Source organism: Ferrimonas sediminicola (assembly GCF_005116715.1).
Classification (GTDB): Bacteria; Pseudomonadota; Gammaproteobacteria; order Enterobacterales; family Shewanellaceae; genus Ferrimonas; species Ferrimonas sediminicola.
In genome coordinates, this window is record NZ_SWCI01000004.1 from 112,093 (window position 1) to 134,646 (window position 22,554).

Annotated in this window: 18 protein-coding genes, 1 other RNA gene and 1 pseudogene; 8 read left to right on the top strand and 12 right to left on the bottom strand. The window is 61.3% G+C overall.

Annotated elements, in window-relative coordinates; genetic code table 11:
- Positions 1–125 precede the first annotated feature (125 nt).
- The 8 genes from carB to dnaK form a co-directional block, all read right to left on the bottom strand.
- Complete coding sequence (gene carB, locus FCL40_RS08105) at positions 126–3,347, bottom strand: carbamoyl-phosphate synthase large subunit (RefSeq protein ID WP_136852657.1); 3,222 nt, start codon at positions 3,345–3,347, stop codon at positions 126–128.
- Between the two features lie 22 nt (positions 3,348–3,369).
- Positions 3,370–4,509, bottom strand: a complete 1,140-nt coding sequence (carA, locus tag FCL40_RS08110) for a glutamine-hydrolyzing carbamoyl-phosphate synthase small subunit (RefSeq protein WP_136852658.1) — start codon at positions 4,507–4,509, stop codon at positions 3,370–3,372.
- 173 nt (positions 4,510–4,682) lie between these two features.
- Positions 4,683–5,492, bottom strand: a complete 810-nt coding sequence (dapB, locus tag FCL40_RS08115; protein WP_136852659.1) for a 4-hydroxy-tetrahydrodipicolinate reductase — start codon at positions 5,490–5,492, stop codon at positions 4,683–4,685.
- 143 nt (positions 5,493–5,635) lie between these two features.
- Entirely contained in the window at positions 5,636–6,247 is a 612-nt protein-coding gene (locus FCL40_RS08120; protein WP_136852660.1) for an FKBP-type peptidyl-prolyl cis-trans isomerase, read from the bottom strand.
- A 130-nt stretch (positions 6,248–6,377) separates the two neighbouring features.
- On the bottom strand, positions 6,378–7,169 hold the full coding sequence (locus FCL40_RS08125; protein WP_205729114.1) for a M48 family metallopeptidase: 792 nt from the start codon (positions 7,167–7,169) through the stop codon (positions 6,378–6,380).
- Between the two features lie 68 nt (positions 7,170–7,237).
- Positions 7,238–9,184 carry an alpha/beta hydrolase family protein gene (locus tag FCL40_RS08130; protein ID WP_169307046.1) on the bottom strand — a complete coding sequence of 649 codons (1,947 nt, stop codon included), beginning with the start codon at positions 9,182–9,184 and terminating at the stop codon, positions 7,238–7,240.
- 102 nt (positions 9,185–9,286) lie between these two features.
- Positions 9,287–10,420, bottom strand: coding sequence for a molecular chaperone DnaJ (dnaJ, locus tag FCL40_RS08135; RefSeq protein WP_136852662.1), 1,134 nt, complete (start codon positions 10,418–10,420; stop codon positions 9,287–9,289).
- Between the two features lie 86 nt (positions 10,421–10,506).
- On the bottom strand, positions 10,507–12,423 hold the full coding sequence (dnaK, locus tag FCL40_RS08140) for a molecular chaperone DnaK (RefSeq protein ID WP_136852663.1): 1,917 nt from the start codon (positions 12,421–12,423) through the stop codon (positions 10,507–10,509).
- Positions 12,424–12,680: 257 nt separating this feature from the next.
- Between dnaK and FCL40_RS08145 the strand changes: the two genes are divergently transcribed.
- Together FCL40_RS08145 and FCL40_RS08150 are read left to right on the top strand one after the other, a co-directional pair.
- A complete protein-coding gene (locus FCL40_RS08145; RefSeq protein ID WP_136852664.1) occupies positions 12,681–13,607 on the top strand; it encodes a DMT family transporter in 927 nt (308 codons plus the stop codon).
- A 114-nt stretch (positions 13,608–13,721) separates the two neighbouring features.
- Positions 13,722–14,423, top strand: coding sequence for a L,D-transpeptidase family protein (locus FCL40_RS08150; protein WP_136852665.1), 702 nt, complete (start codon positions 13,722–13,724; stop codon positions 14,421–14,423).
- On the opposite strand, the gene grpE is transcribed toward FCL40_RS08150, so the two are convergent.
- Entirely contained in the window at positions 14,413–15,003 is a 591-nt protein-coding gene (gene grpE / locus FCL40_RS08155) for a nucleotide exchange factor GrpE (protein WP_136852666.1), read from the bottom strand. The two genes, FCL40_RS08150 and grpE, sit on opposite strands and share 11 nt — an antisense overlap.
- A 120-nt stretch (positions 15,004–15,123) precedes the next feature.
- Here grpE and nadK point away from each other — a divergent pair, with 120 nt between their 5' ends.
- Complete coding sequence (nadK, locus tag FCL40_RS08160; RefSeq protein WP_136852667.1) at positions 15,124–16,008, top strand: NAD(+) kinase; 885 nt, start codon at positions 15,124–15,126, stop codon at positions 16,006–16,008.
- Between the two features lie 26 nt (positions 16,009–16,034).
- Here the strand turns inward: nadK and FCL40_RS08165 are convergent, their stop codons facing one another.
- Positions 16,035–16,727, bottom strand: a complete 693-nt coding sequence (locus FCL40_RS08165) for an SDR family oxidoreductase (RefSeq protein WP_136852668.1) — start codon at positions 16,725–16,727, stop codon at positions 16,035–16,037.
- A gap of 143 nt (positions 16,728–16,870) precedes the next feature.
- Between FCL40_RS08165 and recN the strand changes: the two genes are divergently transcribed.
- The 3 genes and pseudogenes from recN to FCL40_RS08180 all read left to right on the top strand — a co-directional run.
- Positions 16,871–18,532 carry a DNA repair protein RecN gene (gene recN, locus FCL40_RS08170; protein ID WP_136852669.1) on the top strand — a complete coding sequence of 554 codons (1,662 nt, stop codon included), beginning with the start codon at positions 16,871–16,873 and terminating at the stop codon, positions 18,530–18,532.
- A gap of 301 nt (positions 18,533–18,833) precedes the next feature.
- Positions 18,834–19,985 (top strand): L-threonine dehydrogenase, encoded by a 1,152-nt coding sequence (yiaY, locus tag FCL40_RS08175; RefSeq protein ID WP_136852670.1) that lies wholly within the window; start codon positions 18,834–18,836, stop codon positions 19,983–19,985.
- 178 nt (positions 19,986–20,163) lie between these two features.
- Positions 20,164–20,526 (top strand): annotated as a pseudogene (locus FCL40_RS08180) (outer membrane protein assembly factor BamE); the annotation flags it as partial.
- Between the two features lie 136 nt (positions 20,527–20,662).
- Here the strand turns inward: FCL40_RS08180 and FCL40_RS08185 are convergent.
- Together FCL40_RS08185 and FCL40_RS08190 are read right to left on the bottom strand one after the other, a co-directional pair.
- Positions 20,663–20,956 carry an RnfH family protein gene (locus FCL40_RS08185; RefSeq protein ID WP_205729115.1) on the bottom strand — a complete coding sequence of 98 codons (294 nt, stop codon included), beginning with the start codon at positions 20,954–20,956 and terminating at the stop codon, positions 20,663–20,665.
- Entirely contained in the window at positions 20,949–21,383 is a 435-nt protein-coding gene (locus tag FCL40_RS08190; protein ID WP_136852673.1) for a type II toxin-antitoxin system RatA family toxin, read from the bottom strand. The genes FCL40_RS08185 and FCL40_RS08190 overlap by 8 nt, the downstream gene beginning before the upstream one ends.
- A gap of 96 nt (positions 21,384–21,479) precedes the next feature.
- On the opposite strand from FCL40_RS08190, the gene smpB reads away from it, so the two are divergent.
- On the top strand, positions 21,480–21,968 hold the full coding sequence (gene smpB / locus FCL40_RS08195) for an SsrA-binding protein SmpB (protein WP_136852674.1): 489 nt from the start codon (positions 21,480–21,482) through the stop codon (positions 21,966–21,968).
- 66 nt (positions 21,969–22,034) lie between these two features.
- Positions 22,035–22,397: a transfer-messenger RNA gene (gene ssrA, locus FCL40_RS08200) on the top strand.
- Positions 22,398–22,554: the final 157 nt, after the last annotated feature.

The following is a 22,554-nucleotide window of genomic DNA, read 5'->3' on the forward strand; positions in this document are numbered from 1 at the left end:
AGGACAGTTCCTGACCCCAATGGGCGAAATCCGGGGAGTTTATTCTCGCTAGGTGGACCGATTGTAATAAGAAAACGCCGGCGGGTCACCCCTGCCGGCGTCTCAGTTGGACTAAAAAACCCAGCTTACTTCAAACTGCGCTGATGCAGCTCCTGCACCGAACTGACCTTGCTACGATCGTCGGCCGCGTGGGCCAGACAGGTGGCGAAGGCCGCGTTCATGGTGGTGGTGTAGTTCACCTTGTGCTGCAGGGCACCGCGGCGCAGATGCTTGGAGTCCTCGATCGCCTGGCGTCCCTCGGTGGTGTTGATGATGTAGGTGTACTCATCGTTCTTGATCCGGTCCAGGATGTGGGGCCGTCCCTCGTGGATCTTGTTCACCAGGCGCGGGTTGATGCCCGCTTCACCCAGGGCCACGGCGGTGCCGTGGGTGGCGTCCAGCTGGTAGCCCAGCTCGATCAGCTGGCTGGCCAGGTCCGCCACCCGCGCCTTGTCACCCTGACGCACAGACAGCAGGGCACGGCCAGACTTGGGCACATCCTTGATGGCACCCAGCTGCGCCTTGGCGTAGGCTTCGGCAAAGGTGTCGCCCACCCCCATCACCTCGCCGGTGGAGCGCATCTCCGGACCCAGCAGGGGATCGACGCCGGGGAACTTGTTGAAGGGCAGCACCACCTCCTTGACGGAGTAGTAGGGCGGAATCACCTCCTGGGTGAAGTTCTGCGCCTGCAGGCTGGTGCCGGCCATCACCCGGGCGGCGATCTTGGCCAGGGGCACACCGGTGGCCTTGGAGACGAAGGGCACGGTCCGAGCGGCGCGGGGGTTCACCTCGATCAGGTAGATGGTCTCCTCCTTCACCGCGAACTGCACGTTCATCAGGCCGATCACCCCCAGCTCCATGGCCAGCTTGCGCACCTGGTCGCGCATCTGATCCTGGATATCCCGACTCAGGGTGTAGGGAGGCAGGGAACAACCGGAGTCGCCGGAGTGAACACCGGCCTGTTCGATGTGCTCCATGATGCCGCCGATGACCACGTCTGTGCCGTCGCATACCGCGTCCACGTCCACCTCGGTGGCATCATCCAGGAAGCGGTCCAGCAGCACCGGCGACTCGTTGGAGACGCTGACCGCCTCGTTGAAATAGCGGCGCAGGTCCTGCTCGTCGTAGACGATCTCCATGGCACGACCACCGAGCACATAGGAGGGGCGCACCACCAGGGGGTAACCGATGCGCTCGGCATCCAGCACCGCCTGCTCCAGGGTGGTCACCGTGCTGTTCTCCGGCTGCTTCAGCCCCAGGCGCTCCACCGCCTGCTGGAAGCGCTCCCGGTCCTCGGCGCGGTCGATGGCATCGGGGCTGGTGCCGATGATCGGCACCCCGGCGGCCTCCAGGGCGCGGGCCAGTTTCAGCGGGGTCTGACCGCCGTACTGGACGATGACGCCTTTGGGCTGCTCGACCCGGGCGATCTCCAGCACATCCTCCAGGGTGACCGGCTCGAAGTAGAGGCGGTCGGAGGTGTCGTAGTCGGTGGAGACGGTCTCCGGGTTGCAGTTGACCATGATGGTCTCATAGCCGTCTTCGCGCATCGCCAGGGCGGCGTGCACGCAGCAGTAGTCGAACTCAATCCCCTGGCCGATGCGGTTGGGGCCGCCGCCAATCACCATGATCTTGGCCTTGTCGGAGGGCTGAGCCTCACACTCCTCCTCGTAGGTGGAGTACATGTAGGCGGTGTTGGTGGCAAATTCGGCGGCACAGGTGTCCACCCGCTTGTACACCGGCAGCACCTGCTGACGCTGGCGCAGCTTGCGGATCTCGGACTCGGAGTGAGCCAGCAGCTGGCCCAGGCGGGCATCGGAGAAGCCCTTGCGCTTCAGCTTGCGCATGAACTCGGCATCCAGGCCGGCAAAACCGCGCTCCTTCACCTGCTCCTCCAGGTTCACCAGCTCCTCCAGCTGCACCAGGAACCAGCGATCGATGTGGGTCAGCTTGTGGATCGCCTCCATGGAGAGGCCGGCGCGGAAGGCGTCAGCCACATACCAGATGCGCTCACAACCCGGCTCCTGCAGTTCGTAGCGGATCTTGGAGAGGGAGTCGTTCTCCTCCAGGTTGACCACGGAATCCAGACCGCTCATGCCGGTCTCCAGGCCACGCAGGGCCTTCTGCAGGGATTCCTGGAAGGTGCGGCCGATGGCCATCACCTCTCCCACTGACTTCATCTGGGTGGTCAGGCGGTCGTTGGCACCGGCAAACTTCTCGAAGTTGAAGCGCGGCACCTTGGTGACCACGTAGTCGATGGAGGGCTCGAACGAGGCCGGGGTGGCGCCGCCGGTGATGTCGTTCTGCAATTCATCCAGGGTGTAACCCACCGCCAGCTTGGCCGCCACCTTGGCGATGGGGAAGCCGGTCGCCTTGGAGGCCAGGGCGGAGGAGCGGGACACCCGGGGATTCATCTCGATGATCACCAGGCGGCCATCCTTGGGGTTCACCGCCCACTGCACGTTGGAGCCGCCGGTCTCGACACCGATCTCCCGCAGCACGTTCATGGAGGCGGTGCGCATCAGCTGATACTCCTTGTCGGTCAGCGTCTGCGCCGGCGCGACGGTGATGGAGTCGCCGGTGTGAACCCCCATGGGGTCGAAGTTCTCGATGGAGCAGACGATGATGCAGTTGTCGGCGCGGTCCCGCACCACCTCCATCTCGTACTCCTTCCAACCGATGAGGCTCTCATCGATCAGCAGTTCATTGGTGGGTGAGAGATCCAGGCCGTTGGTGCAGATCTCTTCGAACTCCTCCCGGTTGTAGGCGATGCCGCCGCCTGAGCCGCCCATGGTGAAGGAGGGGCGGATGATGCAGGGAAAGCCCACCTGCTCCAGCACCGCGTTGGCCTCCTCCATGGAGTGGGCGATGCCGGAACGGGGGGTCTCCAGGCCGATGGACTTCATCGCCTTGTCGAAGCGGGCCCGATCCTCCGCCTTGTCGATGGCGTCGGCGGTGGCGCCGATCATCTGCACACCGAACTCCTCCAGCACCCCGTGTTTCTCCAGCTCCAGGGCACAGTTCAGAGCGGTCTGGCCACCCATGGTGGGCAGCACGGCGCAGGGACGCTCCTTCTCGATGATCTTGCGTACCACCTCCCAGTGGATCGGCTCGATGTAGGTGGCGTCGGCCATCTCCGGGTCGGTCATGATGGTGGCGGGGTTGGAGTTCACCAGGATCACCCGGTACCCCTCCTCCCTGAGGGCCTTACAGGCCTGGGCGCCGGAGTAGTCGAACTCACAGGCCTGGCCGATAACGATAGGGCCAGCGCCCAGAATCAGAATGCTTTGAATGTCGGTACGTTTTGGCATTGTTCTATCTCTTCACTCCGGACTACTGGGCGGCTCTGGCTTGCATCAGTTCGATAAAGTGGTCGAACAGTGGGGCGGCATCGTGGGGCCCGGGGCTCGCTTCCGGGTGGCCCTGGAAGGAGAAGGCGGGCTTGTCGGTGCGGTGAATCCCCTGCAGGGTGCCGTCGAACAGGCTCTTGTGGGTGGCCTTGAGGCTGGCGGGCAGGCTGGCCTCGTCCACGGCGAAACCGTGGTTCTGGGCGGTGATCATCACCCGTCCGCTCTCCAGATCCTTCACCGGGTGGTTGCCGCCGTGGTGGCCAAACTTCATCTTCACCGTGTTGGCGCCAGAGGCCAGGGCCAGCAACTGGTGGCCCAGACAGATGCCAAACAGGGGAATTTCAGTCTCCAGAATGTGACGGATCGCCTCGATGGCGTAGTCACAGGGCTCCGGGTCGCCCGGGCCGTTGGAGAGGAAGATGCCGTCCGGGTTCATCGCCAGCACCTCGGCCGCCGGTGTCTGGGCAGGCACCACGGTGACGTCGCAGCCGCGATCCACCAGCATCCGCAGGATGTTCTGCTTCACGCCGTAATCGTAAGCCACCACCTTGAACTTCAGCGCCTCGGAGGGGGTATCGCTGGGCAGGCCGCCTTTCAGCTTCCAGCTGCCTTTGCGCCAGGCGTAGGGCTCACAGACGGTGACCTCCTTGGCCAGGTCCATCCCCTTGAGGCCGGGAAACGCCTGGGCCAGCTCCTGGGCCTGGGTCACGCTGGCATCACCGGTGATGATGCAGCCGGCCTGGGCGCCCTTCTCCCGCAGAACCCGGGTCAGCTTGCGGGTATCGATATCGGCGATGCCCACCACGTTGTGCTGCTTGAGGTAATCGGACAGGGTCTGCTGGTTTCTGAAGTTGGATGCCAGGGCTGGCAGGTCACGGATGATGAGGGCGGTAGCGTGGATGGCTGAGGATTCGACGTCTTCGGAATTGGTTCCGGTGTTACCGATGTGAGGGTAGGTCAGAGTAACAATTTGACGTGAATAGGAAGGATCGGTCAGGATTTCTTGATAACCAGTCATAGAAGTGTTAAAAACGACTTCTCCGACAGCATTTCCATCGGCACCTATAGAAGTCCCATGGAAAACAGTGCCGTCCTGGAGCACTAACAGGGCAGTTTTATTCAACTTGACCTCCCACCAGTATATTTATAAGTTATTGTTTTTACGTTGGTACAGAACGTAAATCTCCAACTCGCCAAGGGCAAAAACTAGATTTTTGGCAAATTCCGGAAATTATAGCGACCAAAGTCTCATTTGTATATAGGCAAGTAGAAAAAAGGGGCTAAAAAGCCCCTTTCTTATTTGAATCCCAGCACTTGCTGCATATCGTAGAGTCCGTTTTCCCTCGATGCCAGCCATAACGCCGCCCGCATGGCGCCGTTGGCAAAAGTCATCCGACTCGATGCCTTGTGGGTGATCTCCAGCCGCTCGCCGATGTCGGCAAACAGGGCGGTGTGCTCACCGACAATGTCCCCGGCACGGATGGTGGAGAAGGCGATGGTCTGGCGATCGCGCTCCTCGGTGATCCCCTCCCTGCCGTAGATGGCACACTCCTCCAGATCCCGCCCCAGGGTATCGGCGATCACCTCGCCCATGCGCAGGGCGGTGCCCGAGGGGGCATCCTTCTTGTACCTGTGATGACCCTCGATGATCTCGATGTCGGTGTACTCCCCCATCACCTGGGCGGCGGTCTCCAACAACTTGAACAGCAGGTTGACCCCGACCGCCATGTTCGGCGCCAGCACGATCGGCAGATCCTGGGCCAGTTCGGCGATGCGCCCCTTCTGGTGGCTGTTGAAGCCGGTGGTGCCGATAGCCATAGGCTTGCCATGGGTGGCACACCACACCGCCAGTTCGACGGTGGCGTCAGGGCTGGTGAAGTCGATCAGCACGTCGAAGTCGTCCCGGACCAGATCCGGGTTATCGACCAGGGTGACGCCGATGGAACCGTGGCCGACAAGATCACCGGCGTCCACGCCCATCAGGGTAGAGCCGGCACGCTCGATGGCGGCCCCCAGACGAATCTGAGGATGGGCCAGTGCGGCCTCAATCAGGGTGCGGCCCATACGGCCACTGGCACCCACTATGGCAACCCGGACTTTTTCCATGGTTTACAGCTCCCTACTCTTCTTTCTCTATCCGGATAATCATATGCCTAAAGCCCAGGGACTTAAAGGGGAACCCGCAGTGCCATAAGCAACACCCCGAACGCCCATAAAAAAGGGGAAGCCTTGGCTTCCCCTTGTGTCCCTTACTTAATCTCCAGCAGCTCCACTTCGAAGACCAGAGCGGAGAAGGGAGGGATGGCACCGCCGGCACCGCGCTCGCCGTAGGCCAGCTGGTGAGGAATGTACAGCTTCCACTTGGCGCCCTTGTTCATCATCTGTAGGGCCTCGGTCCAGCCGGAGATCACGCCGCTGACAGGAAACTCCACCGGCTCGCCGCGCTGGACGGAGCTGTCGAACACGTTGCCATCGATGAAGGTGCCGTGGTAGTGGCAGGAAACGGTGCTGTTCAGGCCAGGCTTGTCGCCTTCGCCTTCACTGATGATCTCGTACTGCAGGCCGGACTCGGTGGTGATCACCCCGTCACGCTTGGCGTTCTCCTGCAGGAAAGCCTCACCCTCGCCGGCGGCCTCCTTGGCTTTGGCTTCGCGAGCCTCGGCCAGGCGCTGGGAGATCACGGCAAAGGCCTGCTGCAGCTCAGCCATCTCAACCTGGCTGTCCTTGCCTTCGAAGGCATCGGCCAGGCCCTGCTGCACGGCGGAGATCTCTACGCCCTCGAAGCTGTTGGCGGCCAGTTGCTCACCCAGCTGGCGGCCCACGCCGTAGCTGGCCTTCTGTTCTACTGATTCGAACTTCATGGTATTGGTTCCGGTCGGGAAAAACTGTTGCGGAGTGTAACATCTTGGGGGGGAGCTGAACACAGTTGGGGGGCCAAAAGGCCCCCGTACCCGATTCGCCGCCCCCTAAGGATCAGCCAATGACAGTGAGTCAGCGCTTACATCTGGGTGTGATCCCCTGCCCCCTCGCCCGCTGATAGAGAGGCTGCACCTGGGGCTGCAACTCCTTGAGATCGCCAATGCGGGTACTGTGGGAGGGGTGAGTGGAGAGCAGCTGCGGAGGCGCATTGCCGGTGGAGGCCTCGCCCATGTTGTGCCACAGGGTCACCGCCTCCGCCGGATTGAAGCCGGCGCGGGCCATCAGCTCGGTGCCCATCACATCCGCCTCGCTCTCCTGGGTGCGGCCATAGGGCAGTGTGATCCCCACCTGGACGCCGAGACCGAGGCCGGCCATGTAGATATCCCGGTTGGCGTTGCCCTTGAGGAAGATATCGGCAATCTGCAGTCCGGCGTTGCTCAGTTGGGAACGGGATACCCGCTCATTGCTGTGGCGGGCCAGGACGTGGGCCACCTCATGGCCCACAACCGCCGCCAGTTGGTCCTGGCTGGTGGCCACCTCGAGCAAACCTGTGTAGACCCCGATGTGCTTCCCCGGCAGGGCGAAGGCGTTCACCTGCTCGGAGTCGAACACCACCACCTCCCAGGCGGCGGGGTCGTCGCCGAGGGCGGTGATGATGCCGTCGGCCACACAGCGGACATAGGCATTGGTGGTCCTGTCGGTGGCGATGGTCTCCTTCTGTTTGATCTGGGCAAAGGACTGATCCCCCATCTGCGCCATCTCCTGGGGCGAGAACAGCAGCATCTGGTCCCGGCCCGTGGGCGACCTATGGGTCGCACAGGAGGTCAGCAGGCCGAGAATGGCGAGGGCAGCAATCAATCGCATATTGGTCTCCATCTAAAACACGGGGGCGCCTGAGCGCCCCCTTAGGTTACCCGAATTCGACGATAAAACTACAGTGTCAGGTGCTGTTCCAGGAAGCTGAGCATCTCGCCATACACCTCGGTCCGGGTCTGCTCGTCGTACAGCCCGTGGGCCTCTTTCTCCAGCTCCAGCCACTTGTAGGGGTGCTTCTTCTTATCCAGGGCCTCTCGCAGCATCTGGGCGTGCTCGATGGGCACCCGCTCATCCTCACCACCGTGAATGATCAGCAGAGGCAGGGTCAGCTTATCGACGTTGTGCACCGGGGAGAACGCCTTCATGTTGGTGTCGTCCTCGCCGATCACCTCCTTCAGGTAACGCATGCCGGACTTATGCTCGGGGATGTCCCCCACCTCGTACATCAGCTCCAGATCGTAGACCCCGGCAAAACCGATGGCGCACTGGAACAGGTCCGGGGCCAGGATGGGGGCCTGCAGGGCGGAGTAGCCGCCGAAGGAGCCACCGTAGATGCAGATGTTGTCCCTGTCCACCTTGCCCTGGGCGATCATGTGTTGGGTGGCATCGATGATGTCGTATTGAATCTTGCTGCCCCAGTTACGGTAACCCGCCTCCTGGTAATCGCGACCATACCCCCCGGAGCCGCGGAAATTCACCTGCAGCACCGCCATTCCGCGGCTGGCCAGCAGCTGAGCCTGGGGGTCATAGCGCCAGTAATCTCTTGGACCATGGGGGCCCCCATGGGGATTGACCACCAGAGGCAGATTCTTGGCCTCCTTGCCGGCGGGTATGGTCAGATACCCATAGAGGGTCATCCCGTCCCGGGCCTTGAAGCTGAACGGTTCCACGGTGGCGGAGCTGTCGGGATCCACCCAGCTGCGGGCAGAGACCAGGTGACGCACGCTCCCCTTGCCCCTGTCATACAGGTAGTAGGAGCCCGGATTGATGTCGCTGTAGACGAACACCACCGCCAGGTTGCCATCCAGGGTCTGGCTGGTGATGGCGACCTGCTCTCCGGGGAAGGCCTGCAGCAGCCCTTTCAGGCTCTTCGAGTCGCGGCTGTCGCTGTCGACAAAGATGTAACTGGGATAGCCCGGCTCCACCTCCATGGCATAGAGGGTGCGGCCGTCCGCAGACAACTTGGGCGCCCTGGGATCCACCACCTTATCCCGGTAGATCAGGGTGGATTCACCGGTCTTCAGGTTGACCCTCTTCAGGGCCTGCAGGCTGTGGTCGGTGTTATCCAGCACATAGACCTCATCCTTGGAGGCGAAGGTGACCGGGGTGATCGTCCCCTCCCCCGCCTCCTCGTTGAAGAACAGTCGCCACTCATCCCCTTGCTCCTCGCGGGCGTACATCTTGAACACCCCGTCCTTATCCACGCCGCTCACAAAGCGGATCTCGCCACGATGGTCACTGATGAACCGGGCAAATGAGACGGGACTGTAGGCCACCTTCTTTCGCTTGCCGTTGTGGATATTGGCCCGGAAGACCGTGGGGTTTCTCTCGCCGCGATGGCCCATGGGGGTGGACTGGATCAGCACCCAGTCTTCATCCTCCGGCAGGGGATCGATCATGTAACCCCAGGCCCGGATGGCGTCTGAGCCCCTGGCCAGGCGGGTGCCGGTGGTCTTTTTGCCGGAGTCGTAACCGAACAGATAGAGCGCATCATCGCCGTCGAAATCCACCGCCAGCATCTCGCCATAGGACTGGGGCGCCGCCGTCCAGCCCTTCAGGTACTCCTTGGTCACCACCACGCGATCATTGCTGGCCCACCAATAGCTGCCAACCTGGGCCTGGCCTCCGAAACGTATGGCATGGAGTGGCTTCAAGGTATCGGTGTCCAAAATGGCGACAAACTGCTTGCCATCGTTCTTGGTCATCATCGCCAGGTGGTCCCCTTTGGGGGAGATCTTAATGGAGTAGGCCTGGCTAGACCGGGAGAAATGTTCCACCGGAGGCAGGTCAGCCCAGGCGGGAAGAGCCAGCATCATCGCCAGCCCAGCTAAGAATCGTGTCACGCAAACGCTCCTTGTTGCAATTGTGAGTCCTACGGAACCCCACATGTTAAAAAAAAAGAGCCGCTGTTAAAAGCGGCTCTTAAATAAATGAGATTCAGACAGTTAGCTGGTCAGATCGTCGAAAAACTTCTTCACTCCGTCGAAGAATCCCTCGGCCTTGGGGCTGTGCTTCTTGGCCGAGCCGGACATGGTCTGCTCCAGCTCACGCAACAGCTCACGCTGGCGCTCGGTGAGGTTCACCGGGGTTTCGATGATCACCTTGCAGATGAGATCCCCCACCGCATGGCTGCGCACCGACTTAACCCCCTTGCCACGCAGGCGGAACATCCGCCCGGTCTGGGTCTCCGGGGCCACCTTGAGGTTGACCCGGCCATCCAGGGTGGGCACCTCAATGTCACCGCCAATGGCGGCGGTAGCGAAGCTGATGGGCACCTCGCAGTAGAGGTTGTTGCCGTCACGCTGGAAGATGGCGTGTTCCTTGACGTGCACCTGCACATACAGGTCCCCCGCCGGAGCCCCCATCTCGCCCGCTTCCCCTTCGCCGGAGAGGCGGATGCGATCGCCGGTATCGACGCCGGCCGGGATCTTCACCGACAGGGTCTTGGTCTTCTCGACCCGGCCCTGGCCATGACACTTGCTGCAGGGATCCTTGATCACCTTGCCCTTGCCTCGGCAGGTGGGACAGGTCTGGTTCACCGCGAAGAAGCCCTGGCGCATCTGCACCTGGCCCTGTCCATGACAGGTGCCGCAGGTCTGGGCGCTGGAGCCGGCCTTGGCGCCGCTGCCGTTACAGCCGTCGCAGGTGGCCAGCACCGGGATGCGGATCTCCTTGGTGACCCCCTTGACCGCCTCCTCCAGGTTCAGCTCCATGTTGTAGCGCAGATCGTTGCCCCGGGCAGGACCGGCGCGGCCACCACGGCGGCCGCCACCAAAGATATCGCCAAACACATCGCCGAAGATGTCGCCGAAGTCCGCTCCGGCACCACCACCGAAGCCGCCGCCTCGGTTGGGATCCACCCCGGCATGGCCGAACTGATCATAAGCGGCACGCTTCTCGGAATCGGTGAGGATCTCGTACGCCTCCTTCACCTCCTTGAAGTTCTCCACCGCCTGAACGTCATCCGGGTTACGGTCCGGGTGATACTTCATCGCCAGGCGCTTGTAGGCCTTTTTAATGTCTCGCTCGCTGGCATCTCTGGCCACCCCGAGCACTTCGTAGTAATCGCGTTTGGACATGTCTCTAGCCGTCAGTTGTCTCGCAAAAACGGGCGGTCGGTGGTACCGAACGCCCGTTGTGTAGTCAGGTCAAAGGACGTTAAGAATTACTTCTTGTCGTCTTTTACTTCTTCGAACTCGGCGTCTACCACGTCGTCCTGAGGCTGCTGCGCCTGCTGGGCGCCTTCGGCACCACCCTGGGCAGCCTGGGCCTTGGCCTGGGCAATCTCCATCAGCTTCTGGGAAGCCTGAATCAGCTCCTGGGTCTTGGCTTCGATGGCTTCCTTATCGGAACCCTTAGTCGCTTCCTCAACCTCTTTGATGGCCGCCTCAATCTTCTCTTTCTCGTCGGCGGGCAGCTCTTCGCCCGCTTCCTCGATCTGCTTGCGGGTGGCGTGGGCCAGGCCGTCGGCCTGGTTACGCGCCTGCACCAGCTCTTCGAACTTCTTGTCCTCTTCGGCGTGGGCTTCCGCCTCGTTCACCATCTTGTTGATCTCGTCCTCGGACAGACCGGAGGAGGCCTGGATGGTGATCTTCTGCTCTTTGCCGGTGCCCTTGTCCTTGGCGGACACGTGCAGAATGCCATCGGCATCGATGTCGAAGGTCACCTCGATCTGAGGCAGACCACGAGGCGCAGCCTGGATCCCCTCCAGGTTGAAGTTACCCAGAGACTTGTTGGCACCGGCCTGCTTACGCTCACCCTGCAGCACGTGAATGGTCACGGCAGACTGGTTGTCCTCGGCGGTGGAGAACACCTGAGACTTCTTGGTGGGGATGGTGGTGTTCTTCTCAATCAGAGAGGTCATCACGCCGCCCATGGTCTCGATACCCAGAGACAGGGGAGTGACGTCCAGCAGCAGCACGTCTTTCACGTCACCGGCCAGTACGCCGCCCTGAACCGCGGCACCCATGGCCACAGCTTCATCGGGATTCACGTCCTTACGGGGCTCTTTGCCGAAGAAGTCGGCAACCGCAGCCTGGACCTTAGGCATCCGAGTCTGACCACCTACCAGAATCACATCCTGAACGTCGGACACGGACAGGTCGGCGTCACGCAGGGCCACTTTCAGGGGCTCCAGGGAGCGGGTAATCAGGTCTTCCACCAGGGCTTCCAGCTTGGCGCGGGTGACCTTGATGTTCATGTGCTTGGGACCGGTGGCGTCTGCGGTAACGTAAGGCAGGTTCACTTCGGTCTGCTGAGCAGAGGAGAGTTCGATCTTGGCTTTCTCGGCGGCTTCCTTCAGACGCTGCATCGCCAGGGGATCGTTCTTCAGATCGATGCCCTGCTCTTTCTTGAACTCTTCCACCAGGTAGTTGATCAGACGGTTGTCGAAGTCTTCACCACCCAGGTGAGTGTCACCGTTGGTGGCCAGTACTTCGAAGGTCTTTTCACCTTCAACGTCGTCGATCTCGATGATGGAGATGTCGAAGGTACCACCACCCAGGTCGTAGACGGCGATGATGTTGTCACCGCTCTTCTTGTCCAGGCCGTAGGCCAGGGCCGCGGCGGTGGGTTCGTTGATGATGCGCTTGACGTCCAGGCCGGCGATGCGACCGGCATCCTTGGTGGCCTGGCGCTGGGAGTCGTTGAAGTAGGCCGGAACGGTGATCACCGCTTCGGTCACCTCTTCACCCAGGTAGTCTTCCGCGGTCTTCTTCATCTTCTTGAGAACTTCCGCGGACACCTGAGGGGCAGCCATCTTCTTGCCCTTGGCCTCGACCCAGGCGTCACCGTTGTCCGCTTCAACGATCTTGAAGGGCATGATGTCGATGTCGCGCTGAACCACTTCATCTTTGAAGCGACGACCGATCAGACGCTTGATGGCGAACAGGGTGTTATGAGGGTTGGTCACCGCCTGACGCTTGGCAGGCTGACCCACGAGAATCTCGTCATCGGTGTAGGCGATGACTGAAGGAGTGGTACGATCCCCTTCCGCGTTCTCAATAACCTTAGGCTTGTCGCCATCCAGGATAGCCAGACAGCTGTTGGTGGTACCCAGGTCGATGCCGATGATCTTGCCCATCGAAAGCCTCCAAAAATACGTTTATATCTAAAGCTAACTAAGCTAATTCTTTCGTTATTCCCTATCTGGGGTTAACGCTTGCCCCTTTCAAGGGGAGGGTAAAAAAAATTTTCCCTGTGGATGGCAGGGATATGGGGACCGCCAGAGAAAAACCAAGGGGCAACGCAAAAAATTTGATCAAAAATTGTATCGCACCAACATTGTATACAATATAATTGACGTTAATCTGTTGCATGGTCTTTTGCTAAGCTTTCCCAATGGTCAAGAATCAACGCCGCGCCCTGATGTACGGCGGCGGAGCGGTGCTGGCCTGGTCCACCGTCGCCTCCGCCTTCAAGCTGTCACTGCAGCATCTGTCCCCCAGCCAGTTGCTGCTCTATGCCGCCCTGGTCTCCACCCTGGCCCTGGGGGGCATTGTGCTGCTGCAGGGCAAGGGCCGGTTGGTCCTGCGCCAGTTCCGGGCCACCCCCTGGCGCTACCTGCAGAGCGGTCTGCTCAACCCCTTCCTCTACTATCTGGTGCTGTTCGGCTGTTATGAGCTGTTGCCGGCGCAGCAGGCCCAGCCGCTGACCTACACCTGGGCCATACTGTTCAGCCTGCTGGCGGTGCCGCTGCTGGGTCAGAAGCTCAAGCTGTGGGACCTGGTGGCGGCGGTGATCGCCTATGCCGGGGTGGTGGTGATCGCCACCGGCGGCCGGCTATTGCAGGTCGAGGTGGAATCGTCCCTGGGTTACGGCCTGGCGCTGCTGTGCACCCTGCTCTGGTCCCTCTACTGGATCGTCAACGCCCGAGACCAGGGGGACCCGGTAGTCAGCCTGCTGCTGAGCTTCCTCATCGGCCTGCCCTTGGTGTTCGCCGCCAGCTGGCATTGGGACGGACTGGTACTGCCCAATCTGCAGGGACTGGCCGGAGCGGCCTACGTGGGCCTGTTTGAGATGGGCTTCACCTTCGTGCTGTGGCTCAAGGCGCTCAAGTACGCCGAACGCACCGCACCCATCACCAACATGGTGTTCCTGGCGCCGTTCCTGTCGCTGTTCTTTATCTCCACCCTGGTGGGAGAGACCATCGCCCCCAGCACCTTCTCCGGATTGGCGCTGATCGTCCTGGGGCTGATCAGCCAACAGCTGGGCCCCAGGCTCAAGCCGCTGCGCCGCACCAAGGTGGCGGATTCAGGCTCGCTGTGATGGCGTGCGGCGCGAACTCAATCCGCTCCAGTTCACGAATCCCCCTCAAATCGTGGCCCTGTTGAGCAAAAATGCTATTCTGCCCGGCAACGGTGCAGTCTGAGACAGAGTTTGATGGGAAATACGTTGGCAACCCTGGCCACAGTCGTGATGATGGTTCTGGCGCCGCTGGCCGCGCCCCTGGCACAGGGCCTGGCGGCCAAGCGGCTGGAGAGTGCCCTGGCCAGGATGCCCGGGGGCAATCTGCCGGTACAACTGACCCTGGTGGCCATCAAGTCCGAGTACAGGATGGAGGTGTGGGGCGCCGACGTCGACAACAGCTGGTACCGGCTGCGCACCTACCCCATCATGGGGTTCAGCGGCGGCCCCGGTCCCAAACTGAGGGAGGGGGATCTCCAGGTGCCCGAAGGGGTCTATCGGCCCCTGGCCCTCAACCCCAACAGCAGATACCATCTCTCCGTCAAACTGAACTACCCCAATGGCCTGGACCGGCACTTCGCCAGAGAGGAGGGGCGCACCAACCCCGGCGGCGACATCTTCATCCATGGCGACAAGGCCTCCAGCGGCTGCCTGGCGATGGGCAACACCGCCATCGAGGAGATCTACCACCTGGTGGAGCAGGTGGGGCTGGGAGACACCCAGGTGGTGATCACCCCGGTGGATCCCCGCACCACCCAACTGCGCCCCTGGCCCTCCAGCCCGGCGTGGACCGAGCACAAATACCGCCGCATCCGTGACACCCTCGCCGCCCTGAGACACAAAAAAAGCAGCCCGGAGGCTGCTTCTGCATCGGTTTCCGCCCCGATCAGGCAGTAGTGTCCACCGAGGGCTGGTCGTTACCCTTGGAGATCATCACCATGGCCGGGCGCAGCAGGCGGCCGTTAAGCTCGTAGCCTTTCTGCATCACCGCCATCACGGTGTTGGCGGGGAACTGGTCGCTGGGCTGCATCGCCATCGCCTGGTGCTGGTCCGGATTAAAGGGCTGCCCCATGGGGTCGATCTCCTTGATGCCGAACTTTTCCACACCGGCCAGGAAGCTCTTGTGGGTCAGCTCCACCCCCTCCAGCAGTGGCTTCACCGCCTCGTCGCTGCCATCGCCGGTGGCCAGGGCCCGCTCCAGGTTGTCGATCACGGGCAGCAGTTCACCGGCAAACTTCTCCAGGGCAAACTTGCGCGCCTTCTCCACCTCCTGGGCACTACGGCGGCGAACGTTTTCCATCTCGGCGAGGGCGCGAACCACGCTGTCCTTCTGCTCCTCCACCTTGGCCTCGGCCGCAGCCAGGGCCTTTTCCAATTCCTCTATGCGGGCGGCTTGTGGATCCTGCTCGGCGTCAGCCTGCTGTTGCTCCATTTCAACCTCTTCTGGTTGCTCCACTTTTTGCTGCTCGTCGCTCATTTCAACTCCGGCTAAAAAACTTTATTCCCAAAGGCTCTGAGCCTATTATGGGGACTGATTTGCGGACTTCAAGGGCAACCGCACCACAACTATTCCGTCCGCCCCACAGACGAGCAGAAGATGCAGACAACCTTCAAATCCATCGGCCTTATCGGCAAGCCCCGCCACCCCGGCGCAAACCAGACCCTGGCCCAGCTATTCTACTGGCTGGATAAGCAGGGTTATGAAGTGCTTATCGAGAAGAACATCGCCCGGGAACTGGGGTGCACCAAGGCGGAAGCGGTGGAGATCAATGAGATTGGCGAACGCTGCGATCTGGCCATCGTCGTCGGCGGGGACGGCAACATGCTGGGGGCCGCCCGGGTGCTGTCACGCTACGACATCGCCGTGCTCGGGGTCAACCGAGGCAACCTGGGCTTCCTGACCGATGTGGACCCGGACCAGTTCAAGCCGACCCTGACCAAGGTGCTCTCCGGCGAATTCGACACCGAGCGCCGCTTCCTGCTGCGCACCGAGGTACACCGTCACGGCGAACAGAAGAGCCACAACGTCGCCGTCAACGAAGCGGTGCTGCATGCCGGCAAGGTGGCGCACATGATCGACTTCGAGGTCTACATCGATGGCCACTTCATGTACAGCCAGCGAGCGGACGGGATGATCGTCGCCACCCCCACCGGCTCCACCGCCTACTCGCTGAGCGCCGGCGGGGCGATCCTAACCCCCAACCTCAACGCCAACATCCTGGTGCCGATGTTTCCCCACACCCTCTCCTGCCGCCCCATCGTCGTCGACGGGGACAGTGAGATCACCCTGAAGGCATCCTGTGACACCAACGCCACCGAACTGGCCATCAGCTGCGACAGCCAGGTGAGCCTGGCCTGCCTGCCGGGTGATGAGATCCGCATCCGCAAGGCGGATGCCTGCCTGAGGCTGATCCATCCCAAGGGGTATAACTACTTCGAAGTGCTGCGCAGCAAGCTGGACTGGGGCAGCAAGCTCTTCTAAGACCTGGCTCGGGTCAGCTGCCCGCATCACCATGGGATCGGCTTACCATCCCGCAGGAAGGCACCATTGGGACCCTGGGGATCCAGTGTCGCCGCCCAGGTGATCCACGCTGCGGACTCTGCCGGATCGCGGCTGGCCTGAGGGCCCCCCATATCGGTTCGGGCCCATCCCGGGCACACCGAATTGACCTTGATCCCCTCGTCAGCCACCTCGCTGGCCACCACCCGGGTCAGGGCATTCAGCGCCGCCTTGGAGACCCGGTAGGCGGGATGCAGGCTCCCCATCTCCGTCAGTGAGCCGTAGCCCGACGAGACGTTGACAATGCGACCATAGCCGCGGGGACGCATCAACGGCAGGATCATCTTGCACATCAGCATCGCCCCGGTGACATTGGTATCCAGGGTCTGCTGCCATTGCGCCAGGGTCAGACCCGACAGGGCCTGGCCCTCGTCGAGGAACACCCCGGCGTTGTTGACCAGCACCTCGACGCCCCCGAACAGTTGATCCAGCCAGTTGCCCAGGGCGCCGATCCGCTCGGCGTCAGCGACATCCAGCATGAAGGGGCTGGCTTCACCGCCCCGGCCGCGAATCGACTCCGCCACATGGGTGGCGGCCTCATGGCTGCGGGCGCACACCACCACATGATATCCCTTCTCCGCCAACTGGTGGGCCACATGCCACCCCAGTCCCCGGTTACTGCCGGTCACCACTGCAATCATCGGGATGCCTCCAAAACAGGAATACAAGAAACATAGAAGGCCGCGGCGGGCTGCACAACTTTTTGACCCTGCTGCTTTACTGAGCAGAAAATTCCCCTATACTGTCTTTCCATACAGCATGTCGATTCATACAGGAAGCTGTGATGCTGAGCCAACTGACGGTCTCCAATTTCGCCATTGTTAAGTTTCTCGAGCTGGAGTTTCACTCCGGCATGACCACCATCACCGGCGAAACCGGTGCCGGTAAATCCATTGCCATCGATGCCCTTGGCCTGTGCCTGGGGGGACGGGGCGAGGCGGCCATGGTGCGTCCCGGCGCCGCCCGGGCGGAGCTCTCCGCCTGCTTCGATATCAGCGCCATTCCCGAGGCCTGCCGCTGGCTCAGGGAAAATGAGCTTGACGACGATCAGCAGTGCATCCTGCGTCGCAGCATCAGCAGTGAAGGCCGCTCCAAGGCCTGGATCAACGGCCAACCGGTTCCCCTGGCCCAGCTAAAAACCCTGGGACAGATGCTCCTGACCATCCACGGCCAGCACGCCCATCAGGGGTTGCTACAGAGCCAGACCCAGCAGAGTCTGCTGGACCAGTATGCCGCCCACCATAGCCTGCTGGAGGCCTGCTCCACCGCCTACCGGCGCTGGAAACACCTGGATAATGAGCTGGTGCGCCTGAAGGAGGCACAGGAGCAACGCCAGGCCAGACGCCAGCTGCTGGAGTATCAGGTTCAGGAGCTGGACGAGTTTGGCCTCGAACCCGGCGAGTTTGAGGGGATCGAGGCGGAGCACAAACGCCTGGCCAACTGCACCACCCTGATGGAGCAGAGCCAGCGAGCCTGCTACCTGCTCAGCGATGGTGAAGAGGTCAACGCCCTGGGACTGTTGCAGCAGGCCCTGGGCGAAGTGGAGGCCCAGGCCTCTGACGACAGCGCCCTGGAACCCGCCGTGGCCCTGTTGCATGAAGGGATGATCCAGCTTCAGGAGGGCGCCGCCGAGCTGGAACGCTACCACCAGAGCCTGGAGATGGATCCCGAGCGCTTTCACGAGCTGGAGGAGCGACTCTCCAGGACGATGACCCTGGCGCGCAAACATCAGGTCAAGGCGGTCGACCTGGCCGAGTTCCACAATGAGTTGGCACAGGAGCTTTCCGCCATCGGCGCCGGCGAGGAGCGCCTGGAGCAGTTGGAACTGGAGCGCGATCAGGCCAGGGACAGCTGCGCCCAGGCTGCGCAGCGCCTAAGCAAGAGCCGCCAGCGCTATGCCAAGGAGCTGAATAAGCAGATCACAGCCAACCTCAAGGAGCTGGCCCTGCCCCACGCCAAGTTTCAGATCGAGGTCCACTTCGACGAACAGTCGCTGTCGCCGAGCGGCAGTGACCGTCTGCAGTTCCTGGTCTCGACCAACCCCGGTCAGCCACTGCAGCCCCTGGGTAAGGTGGCCTCGGGAGGGGAGCTGTCCCGCATCAGCCTGGCCATTCAGGTGATCACCGCCCGCAAGGTGGCCACCCCCACCCTGATCTTCGACGAGGTGGATGTGGGCATCTCCGGCCCCACCGCCGCCGTGGTTGGCCGCATGCTGCGCCAGCTCGGAGAGTCGACTCAGGTGTTCTGTGTCACCCACCTGCCCCAGGTGGCGGGGAACGGCCACAACCATATGTTTGTCAGCAAGTCCACCAGGGGTAAGGCGACCGAAACCCTGATGGTGCCCCTGGCGCAGGAGCAGCGGCTGGATGAGCTGGCCAGACTACTGGGAGGAGACAGCATTACCGATGCCACCCTGGCCAATGCCAGAGAGCTGCTGGCCGATTAGTTCTTCACCTTAACCAAGGCACCGGCCCTCTCCGGTGCCTCGATCCCACTTTTTCCGCCACTGTGATCCCAGGCCAACTCACCTGCGACTTTTTTAACCGAGTTCGTAAAATCTTCGCCCTATTGGGCGGCTTTTGCCGATCCACCCGACGAATCCTCGGCTTTTCCAACGCAGGTAATATTTCTGTCATATCTCACAATCTTTCACAAATAAATCCGCCTGGCGTCACAAAAAGCCGGGATTGAGCGGGTTATTTTGATTCCAGACAGAATTTTAATTTCAACTTTATAGGAGACAGCCCATGTCCGTAGCGAAGTTTTTTATTCCTTCCGTGAACACTCTGGGCACCGGCGCCGTGGATGCCGCCGCAGACGATATTCTCCAGCTGGGCTTCAAGCGTGCCCTGATCGTCACCGACAAGGTGCTGGTTGAGGTGGGCCTGGTTGCTCAGGTGGTAGACAAGCTGGCCACCCGTGGCCTGGAGACCGTGGTATTCGACGGCACCCAGCCCAACCCGACGGTGGGGAACGTCAATGACGGCCTGGCCCTGCTGAAAGAGAACCAGTGTGATTTCGTGATCTCTCTGGGTGGTGGCTCCCCCCACGACTGTGCCAAGGGGATCGCCCTGGTTGCCGCCAATGGCGGTGACATCCGCGATTACGAAGGCGTGGACAAGTCTGCCAAGCCTCAGCTGCCACTGGTAGCCATCAACACCACGGCTGGCACCGCCTCAGAGATGACCCGGTTCTGCATCATCACCGACGAAGATCGCCACATCAAGATGGCGATCGTCGACAAGAACACCACCCCCATCCTGTCCGTCAACGATCCCCAGCTGATGGTGGGCAAGCCTAAGTCTCTGACCGCAGCCACCGGCATGGACGCCCTGACCCACGCCGTTGAAGCCTATGTCTCCATCGCCGCCAACCCCATCACCGATGCCTGCGCCGAGAAGGCGATCACCCTGATTGCCGACAACCTGCGCAAGGCGGTCGCCGACGGCACCGACATCGACGCCCGCGACCAGATGGCCTACGCCCAGTTCCTGGCCGGCATGGCCTTCAACAACGCCAGCCTGGGCTACGTGCACGCCATGGCCCACCAGTTGGGTGGCTTCTACGACCTGCCTCACGGCGTGTGTAACGCCATCCTGCTGCCTCACGTACAGGCCTACAACGCCCAGGTTGTACCCGGGCGTCTGGCCGACGTGGCCCGCTGCATGGGTATCGACACCACAGGCATGACCGATGCCGAAGGCGCGGAAGCCGCCCTGAACGCCATCCGCGAGCTGTCCAAGGATATCGGCATTCCCGCCAACCTGACCGAGTTGGGAGTAAAGGAGGAGGATATCCCGACTCTGGCCACCAACGCACTGAACGACGCCTGTGGCCTGACCAACCCCAAGCAGGCCAGCCACGACGAGATCAGTGCCATCTTCCGCGGTGCCCTGTAACGGGTAACCCCAGTAGTGTGCAGATCGAGGCCGGCTTTGCCGGCCTTTTTTGTCCCACCACTGCCACCTTAACGGGAACCTCCCGGGTAGCGGGCAGTCCTAGGGGTATTGCATTTCCCTTTGTCCCCCGGGCTGGGGTATTATCGCGTTTCACTTACAGGGGATAACGATTAACAGCATGAAGCAGTGTAAGATTTGGTTGGCCGCGGCCCTGACCGCAGCAACCCTCAGCGGATGTTCGGTCTTTGACAAGCTGGTGTACAAGATCGACATCCCCCAAGGTAATTTCATCGAACAGACCCAGGTAGAGAAGCTGCGCATCGAGATGAGCCGCGAGCAGGTAGAGTTCATCCTCGGCCGCCCCGTCCTGCGCGATTCCTTCGCCGACGACACCTGGTACTACGTCTACCAGTTCAAGAGCGGCCGCTCCGGTGAGATCACCCGCAAAGAGCTGATCATCAAGTTTGACCAAAACAGGGTGGCCTCGGTGACCGGCGACTACACCCTGTCGGAGCAGTTCGACACCCCGCTGAGCACGTCAGCGCCCTAAAACAGAAAGCCGGCATCGCCGGCTTTTTTGATCCTCCCGCTCGGGCTGAGAACCTTCCCACCCTCCTGGCGCCAAAAACGACACGGGGCTCCATCTGGAGCCCCGGCTATCCTCGAGAGGAGGCACGTTAAGATTTGACCTTGGCCTGTTCGGCACGGCGCTTGCGCACCTCTTTGGGATCGGCAATCAGCGGGCGGTAGATCTCGATCCGCTCACCGGGCTTCACCTCATAGTCCAGCTTCACCTGGCGACTGAACACCCCGACCTTGTTCTGGCTCAGGTCGATCTCCGGGTGCCTCTCCAGAATACCGCTGGCCCGAATCAGCGCCCCGACACTGTTGCCGGCTTCGGCGGTGACCTTGAGGACAGTGGCTGCGTCCGGCAGGGCGTAAACCACCTCGACTGGGAAAGCGTTAGCCACGATACACCTCCTTGGCTCGCTCGGAAAAGGCCATCACCATGTTCTGGGCCAGGTCGTTGAACACCTTGCCGAAGGCTTTCTGGGTTACCGGGTTGGTGAACTCAAAGTGCAGGCTCAACTCCACCTTGCAGGCGGCTTCGGTCAGCGCCTTGAAACTCCAGGTCCCCTTGAGATCACTGAAGGGACCCTCCTTGAGGCTCATGGCAATGGTCTGCGGCGGCACCAGGCTGTTCACCGTGGTAAAGCTGTGGGCAATGCCCGCCTTCTTGACGAACACCGTCGCCACCATCTCGTCATCGGTATGGCTGTGCACCTCACCACCGACGCAACCGGGCAGAAACTGCGGATATGACGCCACGTCATTCACCAGGTCATACATCTGCTGCGCACTGAAACGGACCAGGGCGCTGCGATTAATCTGCGGCATCGATTTCACTCTCCCCATCTACAAATTGCCGGCATTGTAGCAATCCGTTGCCCAAGGTCATACCAAATCTAAGGCAGACGGGTATAATACGCCGCTATGGCTAAGAAAAGTTCTAAAAAATCCAAGCCCACCTCCTCGACCATCGCCCTGAACAAGAAGGCGCGTCACGAGTATCACATCGAGGAGAAGATTGAGGCCGGTCTGTCCCTGATGGGATGGGAAGTGAAATCCCTTCGCGAAGGCAAGGTAAACCTGACCGAAGGCTTTATTCAGATCAAAGATGGTGAGGCCTACCTCCACGGCGTCACCATCACACCGCTGAACACCGCCTCCACCCACGTGGTGGCCGACCCGCTGCGCCTGCGCAAACTGCTGCTCAAGCGCCGGGAGCTGGACCGCCTGATTGGCCAGGTGGAACGCCAGGGCTACAGCCTGATCCCCACCGCCCTCTACTGGAAGAAGGCCTGGGTCAAGCTGGAGTTTGGTCTGGGCAAGGGTAAGAAACAGCACGATAAGCGCGATGACGCCAAACAGCGTGACTGGGACCGCGAAAAGGCCCGGGTCATGAAGGGGTCCAAACGCTGATCGCCTAATGCTTATCCACACTGGGCTTGGCGTCCTTTGTGGATAAGTGGTATAGTAGTTCTACCTGGGGTCGATTTTGGATTCGACGGGATTCTCGAAACCCAAGGTGCATGCCGAGGTGCGGTTGGCCTCGTAAAAAAGCCGCATTTAAATAGTCGCAAACGACGAAACTTACGCAATCGCCGCCTAATAAGCGGTAAGATCGCCTACCTCCAAACCCCCGCCTATTGGGTGAGGACCAAGGTAGTCAAGCCATATAGGATCGCGCGGCGTCTTCTCCAGTAGACAAAGCGTTAAACTCAATCTGGATCGCCCAGGTGAAGCCTGCCGCTCGGCGTCACTGTGGGTTAACTAAAAGAGCCGGCTAAGCATGTAGGACCGAGGATGTAGGTTTTTCGGACGGGGGTTCAACTCCCCCCGACTCCACCAAACATCGCAAAAGCCCACCGCAAGGTGGGCTTTTTTGTGCCCGACCGGCGGCCCCTGGCCTTGCCGCCAGCGCTCGTATGGCTCCATCACCGGCAGCAACGACCTCTCACCCAGGGTCTCCGCCCCTCTCCCCTAGCACGAGAGAGACGGCCAACCT